Below are 12,743 nucleotides of genomic sequence, written 5' to 3' on the forward strand. Positions count from 1 at the left end.
AAATTTTAATCTATTAAAATTATATATTAAAAAACCAAATTAATTTTTTATTTTTTAAATTCGTATTAAGATTTAAGATAAAATTGTATAGAATAAAAATTTATTAGGCTATGACACTTAAAAACTCTTAGTCTATTTATATAAAATAATTTAAAATATTTTTAACAGTTATATATTTTTTATGCAATTTCATCTCTCTAACATCTCTATGAATTTTTAAAATAAATTCAATAAAACTTCCTAAAACACTTGACAGACATTAGGTGTTAGATTGTATAATTCTTTATTTATTTTAAAAAAAGGAGTCATTATGGCAAAGATTTATATTTTAAATGGTGCAAAGAAATTTGGCAATTCTTTTAGAAGACTCAATGATACTTTATGCGAACTTGCTAAAGAAACTTTAAGTCAAATGGGACATGAGGTTAAAGAAGTCGTAATTGATAAGGGTTATGACGCTCAACAAGAAGTGCAAAATATCGCTTGGGCGGATTATTTGATTTATCAATTTCCTGCTTGGTGGATGGGTGAGCCTTGGATTGTGAAAAAATACATCGATGAAGTGTATCTTGCTGCTCATGGAGTGCTTTTTAGCGGAGATGGTAGGAGTAGAGAAGATTTGAGTAAAAAATATGGCAGTGGAGGTTTGGCACACAATAAAGCCTATATGCTTTGTTCAACTTGGAATGCTCCGCTTGAAGCCTTTGAGGATAAAAATCAATTTTTTGAAGGCAAGGGTGTGGATTATACTTTGACGCATTTGCATAAGGCACATGAATTTTTAGCAATGCAAAAACTCCCTAGTTTTATGTGCAATGATGTTGTTAAAAATCCTCAAATAGACGCATATAAAAAGGCTTATAAAGAGCATTTGCAAAAGGTTTTTAAAAAATAATACTTTTTTGATAAAATTGATTTAAAAACTCTTGATGGCAGATTGAATTTAAATTTATGTAAAAATTCTCAATTTTTTACTTATTTTATCTTTATTTTTAAGAGTAAAATTTTACAATTGAATTTCTATCAAGAGTTTAATAATATATAAATGATTTGTAAGTTTTATATAATTTTTGATTTTTAGATAATTTGGTTGTATTAAAATACAATGTAAATCTTTTTTATTTATTTTTTTAATATTCGCATAATTTTGATTTTTAAATTAAATTTTTATATATAAATATATTTGTCAAGGTTATAAGTTTTTTATAGAGATAAAAAAAGTTAAGATTAGTAAAATAAGCCTTTATCATTTTAAAAACTGAACAAAAAGGGATAAAAATTTATATCTATGGCGGACAGAGAGGGATTTGAACCCTCGAGACCCGTTAAGATCTGCACCCTTAGCAGGGGTGTGGTTTCAGCCACTCACCCATCTGTCCGCTTTTAAGAAATAAGATTATATAAAAACTTAGTTAATACCTAGCTTAAAGGCTTATGTAAGCGAGGATAAAAGTTATTAAAATCCCTGCTATCAAAACAAGAATTTGATTTTTTCTATCTTTTTTACTCGCAAATAAAGTAATCATCAATCCAGAAATATAAAGCAAAAACAAACTCACACCAAAACCGACAGAAAGCACAGAAAAATACCAAGCTCCTTTATCCTTATGAAGCATGATCAAATCCCCTAAAAAACTTCTCGTCTTTGTAGTGATTTGATATTGATTTTCTCCATTTTCTGCAATAGAAACACTATAATGTGTTGAACCTATTGTTATACCTTTATCTTTGCTTTTAATTGCTTGAGTGTTGCTTGGAATTTTTATATTATTATCCTTCAAAAAACCTAGCAATTTTTCTATTTCTTGACCTTTTTCAACCCTTTCATTAAGGGTATAAATTTGTTTTTCAAGCCCTATATCTTGATTAATACCAAAAATATACGCTATGCCTGTGAGTGCAAAAATAAACGCACAAGGTAAGAAAAAAAGGCTCAAATAAATATGAAACTGCCGAAACAACTTGTTTTTATTCATTGTTTTTCTCCTTATTGATAAAAGTAAAAGAATTATAGTTAATGAATGTGAAACAAATGTGAAATTTTCTAAGAATGAATAAGAATGAATAAGAATGAATAAGAATGAATAAGAATGAATTTACATATAAAAAGCTCCCCTAAGGGAGCTTAAAGATTATTTTTTATCAACATAAGTGTAGTTGTAAGGATTAAGATTTTTATCATCTTCTAAAAATTTAGCTGGTGGATTGCCATTGACATTATCATGTTCATAATAGCGATCTCCTGCTTTATGTCCATTTAAATCCACTTTATAGTGAATTTCACCCGGATTGAATTTTTGAATGTCTTCAAAACCTAAATTTGAAGTTTTAAAATCTTTAATACCATTTGCAGAAGCAATTTCAACCAACTTAGCTTGTCCCATTCTTGCCATATCTACCGCTTGTAAAAGCATTCTTGAAGCTTCTCTAGGATTATGGAAACCTGTTGAATTTTCAGCACCAACGAAATCTGCTCTCATTTGAGATTTTCTATGAAGTTCTAAAACATCTTTTAATTCTGCGTTGATTTTTGCAGCATCAGCCTTGCCATCTGTTTGGTATTGCTCTAACCCGCCCAAAGCCTCGCGTAAATTTTTAATATCAGTAATCAAACTGACTATGCTGTATTCTGCTGAACGCAAATCATAAGCCACTGAATTTTGAATGTCTCTGATTTGTGATTTAAGATATTCTTCACTTTGAGTGTGGCAAGTTTTACACGCAGCATTGATATTTTGCAAAGGTGAAGTGACATTGTGCTGTGTCAATTTTTTAGAACCTTTTCTGATATAAGGCATATGACAATCCGCACAAGATACCCCATTAGCAGCATGGACACCTCCACTGAAAAGCTCACTTTCAGGATGTTGAATTTTAATCATAGGAGCACCTGTGATTTTATGTGCCCAATCTTTGTCAAATACAGAACGAGCTTTATCATAATAATCATCGAACATTTCAATTCTAAATGGTTGTCCTTTTTTCCATTCTCCCCAAGGGAATACAAGCTCAATGCCATCGACTTCAATTTCAGTTGGACTATTGCCATCTCTCCAAGTATCAAATTCATCATAGGTCTTTTGAGTGCCATTCCACCATTTTTTAGAGCTATCTTTTGCTATGCTTTCGCCCATTATTTTAGTCTTTCCTCCTGTTGGTCTAAAATAATATTCAACATGGCATTGTGAGCAAACAAGAGTTCTCATTTCTTCTCTTGAAGCTTTTACACCTATAGTATCATCAGGCTCATAGCCTCTAAATTTAACCAAAGCATTGATTAAACCCGGACGTGTTAATCTTAATTCCATAGTATTTGGAACGTGACAATCCGCACAGGTTACACCCATTCTTTTTCCTCCATGTGGTCCGCTATGTTCAACAGACCCTTCTTTCATTCCATTCATCGCTGGAACATTTTTAATCATAGTCCAATATTTTGTAGAGTTAAACGCCACCCAATCATTTTTCGCAACATTTTTTAAAAGCCAAGGAGTCCAACCACTATGACAATTCATACAAGCAGTCGGTTGTCCTGCAAAAGCTGCAAAACCATGTGCATTTAAGAAATCTTTATTGTTTCTCGCTGTATCCATTTGATCCACTTGTATCCAAAAATGCCCTCTTTCTTCATTAGCATCAAGTGAAAAAGGATATCCTGCCCAAAGGATAGTCAATTGCGGATAGCGAATCAATTTAGAATAAGCCAAATTTCCGCCAAATTCAGTTGGAATAGGCTCTTGTTTTTCAACCGTTAAATACATATCAAGATGATCCGGGAAATTTTTACCCCATTCATCAAAAGTAGGATTATCATCACTCAATTCAACAATTTTCTTGCTTGTGTTAGCGATTCCACCTGCACCTTCTTGTTGCTTTTGGCTCACATCATTATTGAGCCATAAAACGCCACCAATTAAGATGACTAAAATAATTATACCGAAGTATAAAACGCCTTTTTTACCCATATTAAGAAACCTCCTTTAAAATTAAAATCCTCGTTTGTGTCCAACGCTACTATGACAAGATACACAGCTTAAGCTGCTTTCTCCATGCGGCTTTGAAGTCGCATTAATCGCTACTGCTGCATAATCTGAATGACAGCGAATACAATTTGTTTGCACCATTTTTTTGCTTTTTTCAGTTGCATCTAAATTAGTTGGTAGTGTATCAAGTTTGAAAGTAAAGGCATAAGCATGCCCAATCCCACTTTCAGCCTTAGCGATCCATTTATCTACAAAATCATGTGGTAGATGGCATTCTACACAACTTGCTCTTGGTTTTCCATCTATTTTTTTAGAATGCGGAGCTGCTAAATAATCATTATAAACCTCATTCATAACATGACAATTATTACAGGACTCACTTGCATTGCTAAGATATGAAGTGCCTTTTGCATTATAAAAAGTATAAAAACCTACTGCAAAAAAGACAAAAAGTAAAATCAAAAAAATACTAAGAAGATTCGAAGAACCTGATTTTTGCTCCAAGTTACCCTCCTTTAAACAAAATGACTTATTAAAGTTAAGTAGTATTATAATATTTTTTATTTAAAAATAATTTAAGGATATTTTTAGTCTTAACTATGATATTTATACTGAAAAATCGGGCATAGTTTAAGGCAAAATTTTTTGATTAATAATTTGATTAATAAAATATTTATTTTAATTTTAAAAATTTTAAATCAATTTAAAATAAAAAAATGTTAAAATCTATTTTTAGAAGAATTACAAAAAAGGAGAAATAATGCAAACAAATCCGGACATGTTTTTAAATAGAGAGCTTTCTTGGCTTAGATTTAATTCAAGAGTTTTAGACCAATGCTCAAAGAATTTACCCTTGCTTGAAAAACTTAAATTTATTGCAATTTATTGCACGAATCTTGATGAATTCTATATGATAAGAGTCGCAGGGCTTAAACAACTTCTTTTGGCGGGTGTTAATATCAGCAGTAGTGATGAAATGTCTCCTTTAATGCAACTTAAAGAAATTCGCACCTATATCCATAAAGAAAAAGAACTTTTAGAAAGTTATTTTAAACGAATCACTGCAGAACTTGCAAAAGAAAATTTATTCATTAAAAATTATGAAGAACTTGATGAAAAATTAAAACTTAAATGTGATGAATATTTCTTCTCTAATATCTTTCCTGTCATTGTGCCTATCGCTGTTGATGCAACACATCCTTTTCCACATTTAAATAATTTATCTTTTGCTTTAGCTGTTAAAATTTGTGATAAAATGGACACTAAGCTTATAAAATTTGGAATGATAAGAATTCCAAGAGTTTTACCGCGTTTTTATGAGGTCAGTAGCAATATTTATGTGCCGATTGAAAGTATAGTTCAAAAACATGCTGAAGAAATTTTTCCGGGTTATAAACTTCTTTCTTCAGCAGCTTTTAGGGTGACTCGCAATGCAGATATTGTCATCGAAGAAGAAGAGGCTGATGATTTTATGATGATACTTGAACAAGGTTTAAAACTTCGCAGAAAAGGAGCCTTTGTCCGCCTTCAAATTCAAAAGGGTGCAGATGAGCAAATCGTCGAGTTTTTAAACACTCATATGCAAATCTTTCCTAAAGATATGTATGAGTATTCTATACTCCTTAATCTCCCTAATCTTTGGCAAATTGTAGGCAATAAAGCTTTCACTCATCTTTTAAGTCCGCTTTATATTCCAAAAGTTTTACCACCTTTTGGCGAAAATTTATCTATATTTGAAGCCATTGACAAAGAAAATGTTCTCATCATACAACCTTTTGAAAGTTTTGACCCGGTTTATCAGTTCATCAAAGAAGCGAGTAAAGACCCTGAAGTTATATCAATAAGAATGACTCTTTATAGAGTGGAGAAAAATTCAAATATAGTCCAAGCCTTAATTGATGCTGCAAATGGAGGCAAACAAGTTACGGTAATGGTTGAACTTAAAGCAAGATTTGACGAAGAAAATAACTTACATTGGGCAAAAGCTTTAGAAAATGCAGGAGCCCATGTCGTTTATGGAATCACGGGTTTTAAAGTCCATGCTAAGGTTTCTCAAGTGATACGCAAACAAGGTGATAAACTTAAATTTTATATGCATTTAAGCACCGGAAACTATAATGCGAGCTCTGCAAAAATTTACACAGATGTGAGTTATTTTACAAATAAAAGCGAATTTGCTGTGGATACAACGAGCTTTTTCCATATTCTTTCAGGTTTTAGCAAGGAAAGAAGGCTTAAAACTCTCACGATGAGTCCTAATCAAATTAAAGAAAAAATTTTAGAAATGATTCATGTTGAATCTTCAAAAGGCAGTCAAGGTGTTATCGTTGCAAAGATGAATTCCCTTGTTGATCCTGATGTGATTGAAGCTCTTTATGAAGCTTCGATTAAAGGAGTGCAGATTGATTTGATTATACGCGGAATTTGTTGCTTAAAACCTGATGAAGAATACAGCAAAAATATACGCGTTAGAAGTATTATCGGTAAGTATTTAGAACATGCACGTATTTTTTATTTTAAGCACAGCACTCCAAATTATTTTATCTCAAGTGCAGACTGGATGCCTAGAAATTTAGAGCGTCGCTTAGAGCTTATGACTCCAATTTTTGATGAAAAATCAAAGGCAAAACTTGCTCAAATTTTGCGTTTGCAACTTAGTGATAATGTCCTTGCTTATGAACTTGACAATAAGGGAGAATACCATAAAAGAAAACTTAAAGAAAAAGAAAAGGCTATTGATTCTCAACAAGTTTTAGAAGAATATATAAGCAAAATTTACAAAACGCTTAAAAAAGATACCGATGAAAACAAGGCGATACAATTGTCTTCAAAGCTTTTTAAGGAGAATTAAATTCTTTTTTTAAAGTTTTGAGCAAATTTTTACAAGCTGTCAAAACAATATGATAAGTTTCGTCAAAATTGCCACTATACCAAGGATCAGGCACCTCATCATAGCCGAGTTCCTTGGCAAAATCTGTCATTTTTAAAACCTTATGTTCAATCCTTTGAAAATTTCTTAAAACATACTTTAAATTTGAATCATCCATAACGATGATATAAGCACTTTCATCACAAAGTTTTTGGGTGAGTTTTTTGCTCACAAAACCTTGCGTTTTTATACCTGCTTTTTCAAGTTTATCTTGACTTTTATAATGCATAAACTCTCCATCGTGTTCTCCAGAAGTTCCAGCACTTGTGATTTCAAGCTTAAATTTTTCTTTTGAAATTAAATCTTTCATCACAAATTCAGCCATAGGTGAGCGGCAAATGTTTCCTAAACACACAAAAATAATTTTTTTCATCTTTTTCCTTAAATTTTTAAATCAAAAATTACAAAAAATATCATATAATAAATTTATGAATAGTTTCAAAAGAACTCTACTTGTATGTTGGCTTGGAGTATTTACCACAAATATGGGACTAAGCCAAATTGCTCCTATTTTACCCTTATATCTTAGAGAACTAGGGCTTAAAGATCATGCGGATATAGCCTTTTTTTCAGGGCTTGGCTTTGGAATCACTCCCTTATTTGTTGCTATTTTTTCGCCTTTATGGGCTTTTCTTGCCGCAAAATATGGTTATAAAAGTATGCTCTTAAGAGCAAGTTTAGGGATGTCAATTTCTACTTTTTGTTTAAGTTTTGCAAATTCAGGCGTTGATGTGGTGATTATCCGTGCGTTAATGGGAGTTGTAGCAGGTTTTACTTCAGCAGCTGTGGTTTTCATTGCTGTGATTTTTCCAAAAAGTAAGGTTGCATATGCATTAGGCACACTTTCAACGGCTTCTATTAGCGGGAGTTTGATAGGACCCTTATTTGGCGGAATTGTTGCTGAATTTTTAAGCATTCGTTCAGTATTTTATCTCATAGCCTTTTTTATCGCTTGTTCTTTTATAACAATCTATTTTTTCATCGACGAAAAAAGAATCCTTAAAAAACAAGAAAAAAGCACGGGGACAATCAAACAAAATATATTTTTAATCCTTACTTTATTCATTGCAACTTTTTTTATACAATTTGGAGTTTCTGGGACTATGCCTATACTGACCTTGCTTGTGGAGCAAATTTATCAAGGAGAAAAAATCGCTTTTTGGGCGGGTATAGTTGTTGCTTCAAGTGGAATCAGCAATCTTTTATTTGCAACAAAACTCGGTAAGATTGCAGACAAAACCGGACCAAGCAAGATTATCTTTATCGCTTTGCTGTTTAGTGGCTTAATGTTTTATCTTCAAGCCATTGCTCATAATGTCTATATGCTCATTCTTGTGCGTTTATTTTTAGGGATAGGACTTGGGGGACTTGTGCCTTGCATCAACGCCTTGCTTAAAAAAAGCATCAATACAAAAAACCTTAGCCTCGCCTTTGGAATCAATCAAAGTGCCTATTATTTAGGAAATTTTAGTGGTTCTTTTGGAAATGGAATTTTGGCAGGGAAATTTGGAGTGCAATTTGTTTTTTTAATGATTTGCATTCTTTTTATTTCAAACGCCCTGCTCTTTCTTTTACTCAATAAAAAACGAATTTTTTCAAATAAAGATTTATAAAAAATCGCTTTTTTAAGATATTTTTACTTAATAATATGAAATTTTTTCAATTTTTCATTTAAGTAAATCTTTACTTTTTTATTTGTTTGTGCTTACTTTATATCTAAAATTTTATTTTTTATTCTATATATTTTTGTTCAAATAAATATTATAACCAAAGGAAATATTGATTGAAAATCTTAAAAAAAACTCTTTAGAATTTTCATTAGAATTGAAAATTTAAATTCTAGTTTTCTTGCGAATCTTTCTTTATGATTTGAATCAAAGGCTCTAAATTATAAGCTCTTATTTTTTGTTCCATAAGTTCAAAATATCTGTCCATATTTTGAGTGGTAAGGATATGAGTATTGTTTTTTATAGCATCAAGATGCATAGAATTCATATCGATATTGTAATGAGCTTCATCTCTATAGTTTCTTAAATCATCAGCATAGTCTAAATCATCAAAACCATAAATTTTTACATTAGGGTATTTGCTCGTTTCTTCAATAAGCCATTTTAATACAGCTTTGTATTTTGAAAATAAGATAAAATTCTTATTATAATAACCTCTGCTTCCTCGCTCAACCCTATAAAGAAATCTTGAGTTAGTGGGTATGATAAGCCTGAATTGAATTTGAGGATAATCCTTTATAAAAGAGAGTAAATCTTTTTGTATCAATTCTTGATTCTGACTTATGTCAATATTTTCTTGAGTAAAAAATGCTCTGGTATTTAAAATTTCATCGATTAGTTGTTTCTTGTTTGATTTTTTATAGGTTTTTAACCAATTTTCAAAACCAAATCTATTATGAAATTCATCAACCCATTTCGGGAGGTCTTCTATTTTCTCTATCTTTTTACCTACACATTTTTCTTTTGAAGAATAAGTTAAAGCACATAAAATGGTTTTGTAATTTAAATAAAGCCTAAAACCATTAAAAAAATTTTCGTTATTATTATACAAAAAGTCAAATTTTTTAGTGTCATTATTAACATTTAAATTCAAAGCGAAAGAATCTAAAGAATAAATGATTTCTTTTATTTCTTTCTTTTTTAATTTTAATATATAATTTAAAAAAACCTTTCTTTCGCTAAGAGTAGAACCATCCATGCTTAAATTCACCCATTTTCCGCCAAGTTTATTCTCAGCTTCTTTAGAGCTTGTATTTCCTGTCATTGAAGTTCCAAGTATAAAAGAGTCAAAATCATAATAATCTATAATGCTTTTACCTACCATTCTCATAGACATATAAGTTTCTTCTCTAAAATAAGGCTTATGATAAAACATATAAGGGTCATAGATGTATAATAATATCAACAACATAGCAATAAAAGGAAGGGGGATAAGTAGAGTCAATATAATAAATTTTTTATAAACATTCATCTGAAATTCCTAAAAATTAAAATAAATAAATTCTGTATAAGGAGTTGAAACAAGCGTTAAAACAGCGACATAAAACAAAATCATCGTAAGCAAAAGATTTTTATAATCGACTTTGAAATTTTTTGTTAAATCTATACTATTTTTAAAACCAAGACAAAAAATCAATGCTAAAACCACTAAAGCAATCGTTCTATCTTTTCCACCTATAGCAAGTAAAAGAGCATTGATTTTATACCAATTGAATGGGAATTCTTCATAAGCTATCCCAAACATTGATTTTAAAAGATTTATCGCTCCTTCTAAATTTTCACTTCTAAAAAATACCCAAGCAATATTGATAAAATTAAAGGTTAAAAACCAAGCAAAAATTTTATAGCTTTTATATTCTAAAAATTCTTTTCCTTCTGTATAAAAACTATAAATTCTATGTATAATCATTGCAAAAGCGTGTAAAAGCCCCCAAATCACAAAGCCCCAACCTGCTCCATGCCAAATGCCACTTAAAAAAGCTACGATAAAAAGATTCCTAAGATTGATAAGCTTTCCCAGACGATTACCACCCAAAGGGATATAAAGATATTCTTTTAAGAATCTTCCCAAAGTCATATGCCAACGACGCCAAAATTCAGCGATATTAAGACTTTTATAAGGTGAATTGAAATTTACAGGTAAGAGTATGCCAAAAAAGAGTCCTAGACCTATTGCCATATCACAATACCCGCTAAAATCAAAATACAACTCAAAGGTATAGCAAAGACTTGCAACCCAAGCTTCTGCGATATTTAAAAGCCCTCCATTTTCTACAATTTTAAATCCTGCATTAGCCCATACCGCAAAAGAATCGGCGATAAAAACCTTTTTAAATAAGCCTATACTAAAGATAAACAAACCTTTAGCCATAAATTCCCAATGAACAAGTTCTCTGTTTTCATTCAACAAAGAATGAAATTGAGGCATCATTTCCCTATGATGCACAATAGGACCAGCAATTAATTGCGGAAAAAAGCTTATAAATAAACAATAATCTATAAAATCGATTCTTTGTTTTTCTAAATTTTCAAGCTTAGATTTTTTATAACAATCCACTAAAAAAGCAATTTGCTGAAAGGTAAAAAACGAAATAGCTAAAGGCAAGAGTATATGGGGAAGCGGGATTTGAAAATCTAAATTAACGATTTGAAAAAAGAGGTTGAAATTTTCTAAAAGGAAGTCTGTATATTTAAAGAAACTTAAAAGTGCGAGATTAAAAATCACACCAAGATAGATAATACCCCCCCCCCATTTATTTAAAATAGTGTTTGCAATGAAGTAATTAACCACAATGGAAAAAAATAAAAGAAAGAGGTAATCGACTTTCCAATACGCATAAAAAACAAAACTTGCACTTACTAAGAAAATTTTAGAAAGATAATAGAGTTTTAAAGATTTAAGTATATAAAATCCTAGTAAAGCACAAGGTAAAAAAACAAAGATAAAAGCAAAAGATGAAAATACCATTATATTCCTTTGGAATTTTATAATCAAGCTGATATTATATCGTGTTTTTTTTTTTTTTCAAATCCACACATTTATAATTGCAATTAAATTTTTAATTTAAATTAAGCTTTTTCAAGGAGTTTTTTAATTTCTTTAATCACAAATTCGGGTTTTAAGTCTTTCATACATTGATGATGTAAAAGCGGACAAGTTTTTTGCATACAAGGAGAGCAAGGCAAACCCAAACGCACAATTTTAGCATTTGGATTTTTCCAAGGAGAGGTTTGGGTCCAAAGTGTGGGTCCAAAAACTGCAAGAGTTTTGATTTTATAAACCGCACCAATATGCATAGGACCGCTATCATTGGTCACCAAAATATCGCACATTGAAATGTTTTTACAAAGGGAACGAATGCTTGTTTTATTGCATAAATTTTTAACCCTTATCTCTGATTTTTTTAAAATTTGCTCAATTTCATCGCAAAGCTCTTGTTCATCTCCTGCACCAAAAATTAAAATCTTATGCGTATTTGCAAAAAATTTTGCCACTTCAGCAAAATAACTCGGCTCCCATCTTTTGGCACTTCCATAATGTGCTCCGGGATTTAAGGCTAAAATTTTAGTTTGAGTAAATCTCGGTAAGATAGGGAGTTTTAAATCTTGCGATGAGGCTTTAAAATCAAAAGTATTTTCTACAAAATAAAGATATTTTAAAACCTGATGTTCATTTTTAAATTTATATTTATCAAAAAAAAATCTTTGTTTGGTTTTGATGAGTTTTAAAACAATTTTACTTGAAAAAGCCGAGCGAAAACTCAAAGCATAGTCAAATTCTCCAAGTTTTCCGCGAATTTTTAAAATTTTAGAATATCTTTGCGTTTTATCCTCTACTAAAATGCTTGAATTTTGAAAATTCTTAAAAAGTTCTGTGCTGACAAAAGAGCCATAAAATACGAAATGAGCGTCTTTAAAATGCTCTTTTAAAGCGTAAATTGCAGCACTTGCCATCACGCTATCGCCTAACCAAGTGGGAAGATTGATAAAAATTTTCATAATTTTCCTAAATATTTAATAAAATAATTTTTGTAAGTTTATCAAAATTTTAGAAAAATATGACAAAAATTTCTATAATTATTTTTGTCTTTAATATAAATTATCTCTATTTTTAAAAGAGTCCTTTCAAATTGTATGAAATAAATTATAAAGGAATTTAAATTTTTCGTTATTGATGAGAGTTTGTAAAAAAATTTAAATAAAAATGATTTATCATCTCAATCAAAAAACCGCTTGCATTTAAAAAAAATCTAAATTGACTAAGCATTGATACAAACGCTATTCAAAGCAAATTGATTTAATGGCATTTAAAAAGGTTTTAAT

General features: G+C 30.4%; 10 protein-coding genes and 1 tRNA gene. 3 read left to right on the forward strand and 8 right to left on the reverse strand.

Annotated elements, in window-relative coordinates:
* Positions 1-310: 310 nt before the first annotated feature.
* A complete protein-coding gene (locus CCUN_RS06420) occupies positions 311-895 on the forward strand; it encodes an NAD(P)H-dependent oxidoreductase (protein WP_027305371.1) in 585 nt (194 codons plus the stop codon).
* Positions 896-1,289: 394 nt separating this feature from the next.
* Here CCUN_RS06420 and CCUN_RS06425 read toward each other — a convergent pair.
* From CCUN_RS06425 to nrfH, 4 genes are all read right to left on the reverse strand, one after another.
* Positions 1,290-1,379, reverse strand: a tRNA-Ser gene (locus CCUN_RS06425).
* Positions 1,380-1,424: 45 nt separating this feature from the next.
* On the reverse strand, positions 1,425-1,976 hold the full coding sequence (locus CCUN_RS06430; protein WP_035175689.1) for a membrane protein: 552 nt from the start codon (positions 1,974-1,976) through the stop codon (positions 1,425-1,427).
* A 156-nt stretch (positions 1,977-2,132) separates the two neighbouring features.
* Entirely contained in the window at positions 2,133-3,965 is a 1,833-nt protein-coding gene (locus CCUN_RS06435; protein ID WP_027305369.1) for an ammonia-forming cytochrome c nitrite reductase subunit c552, read from the reverse strand.
* Between the two features lie 21 nt (positions 3,966-3,986).
* Positions 3,987-4,487, reverse strand: a complete 501-nt coding sequence (nrfH, locus tag CCUN_RS06440) for a cytochrome c nitrite reductase small subunit (protein WP_027305368.1) — start codon at positions 4,485-4,487, stop codon at positions 3,987-3,989.
* Between the two features lie 256 nt (positions 4,488-4,743).
* Between nrfH and CCUN_RS06445 the strand changes: the two genes are divergently transcribed.
* The gene (locus tag CCUN_RS06445; RefSeq protein ID WP_027305367.1) at positions 4,744-6,834 is read left to right on the forward strand and encodes an RNA degradosome polyphosphate kinase; all 2,091 of its coding nucleotides are present in this window, start codon (positions 4,744-4,746) and stop codon (positions 6,832-6,834) included.
* On the opposite strand, the gene CCUN_RS06450 is transcribed toward CCUN_RS06445, so the two are convergent.
* On the reverse strand, positions 6,821-7,285 hold the full coding sequence (locus CCUN_RS06450) for a low molecular weight protein-tyrosine-phosphatase (protein WP_027305366.1): 465 nt from the start codon (positions 7,283-7,285) through the stop codon (positions 6,821-6,823). The genes CCUN_RS06445 and CCUN_RS06450 overlap by 14 nt on opposite strands.
* 55 nt (positions 7,286-7,340) lie before the next feature.
* Between CCUN_RS06450 and CCUN_RS06455 the strand changes: the two genes are divergently transcribed.
* On the forward strand, positions 7,341-8,525 hold the full coding sequence (locus CCUN_RS06455; protein ID WP_027305365.1) for an MFS transporter: 1,185 nt from the start codon (positions 7,341-7,343) through the stop codon (positions 8,523-8,525).
* 226 nt (positions 8,526-8,751) lie between these two features.
* Here the strand turns inward: CCUN_RS06455 and CCUN_RS06460 are convergent, their stop codons facing one another.
* The 3 genes from CCUN_RS06460 to waaF form a co-directional block, all read right to left on the reverse strand.
* Positions 8,752-9,891 (reverse strand): hypothetical protein, encoded by a 1,140-nt coding sequence (locus tag CCUN_RS06460; RefSeq protein WP_027305364.1) that lies wholly within the window; start codon positions 9,889-9,891, stop codon positions 8,752-8,754.
* 9 nt (positions 9,892-9,900) lie between these two features.
* The gene (locus tag CCUN_RS06465) at positions 9,901-11,388 is read right to left on the reverse strand and encodes an MBOAT family O-acyltransferase (RefSeq protein ID WP_085296664.1); all 1,488 of its coding nucleotides are present in this window, start codon (positions 11,386-11,388) and stop codon (positions 9,901-9,903) included.
* A 101-nt stretch (positions 11,389-11,489) separates the two neighbouring features.
* A complete protein-coding gene (waaF, locus tag CCUN_RS06470; protein WP_027305363.1) occupies positions 11,490-12,419 on the reverse strand; it encodes a lipopolysaccharide heptosyltransferase II in 930 nt (309 codons plus the stop codon).
* Positions 12,420-12,743 lie beyond the last annotated feature (324 nt).

It is taken from the genome of Campylobacter cuniculorum DSM 23162 = LMG 24588 (assembly GCF_002104335.1).
GTDB classification, from domain to species: domain Bacteria; phylum Campylobacterota; class Campylobacteria; order Campylobacterales; family Campylobacteraceae; genus Campylobacter_D; species Campylobacter_D cuniculorum.

What these genes read in the sequence shown, in the direction of transcription:
- CCUN_RS06430 (WP_035175689.1), bottom strand. Translation starts at nt 1,976, where the DNA reads ATGAATAAAAACAAGTTGTTTCGGCAGTTTCATATTTATTTGAGCCTT.
- CCUN_RS06455 (WP_027305365.1), top strand. Translation starts at nt 7,341, where the DNA reads ATGAATAGTTTCAAAAGAACTCTACTTGTATGTTGGCTTGGAGTATTT.
- CCUN_RS06450 (WP_027305366.1), bottom strand. Translation starts at nt 7,285, where the DNA reads ATGAAAAAAATTATTTTTGTGTGTTTAGGAAACATTTGCCGCTCACCT.
- CCUN_RS06420 (WP_027305371.1), top strand. Translation starts at nt 311, where the DNA reads ATGGCAAAGATTTATATTTTAAATGGTGCAAAGAAATTTGGCAATTCT.
- CCUN_RS06435 (WP_027305369.1), bottom strand. Translation starts at nt 3,965, where the DNA reads ATGGGTAAAAAAGGCGTTTTATACTTCGGTATAATTATTTTAGTCATC.
- waaF (WP_027305363.1), bottom strand. Translation starts at nt 12,419, where the DNA reads ATGAAAATTTTTATCAATCTTCCCACTTGGTTAGGCGATAGCGTGATG.
- CCUN_RS06460 (WP_027305364.1), bottom strand. Translation starts at nt 9,891, where the DNA reads ATGAATGTTTATAAAAAATTTATTATATTGACTCTACTTATCCCCCTT.
- CCUN_RS06445 (WP_027305367.1), top strand. Translation starts at nt 4,744, where the DNA reads ATGCAAACAAATCCGGACATGTTTTTAAATAGAGAGCTTTCTTGGCTT.
- CCUN_RS06465 (WP_085296664.1), bottom strand. Translation starts at nt 11,388, where the DNA reads ATGGTATTTTCATCTTTTGCTTTTATCTTTGTTTTTTTACCTTGTGCT.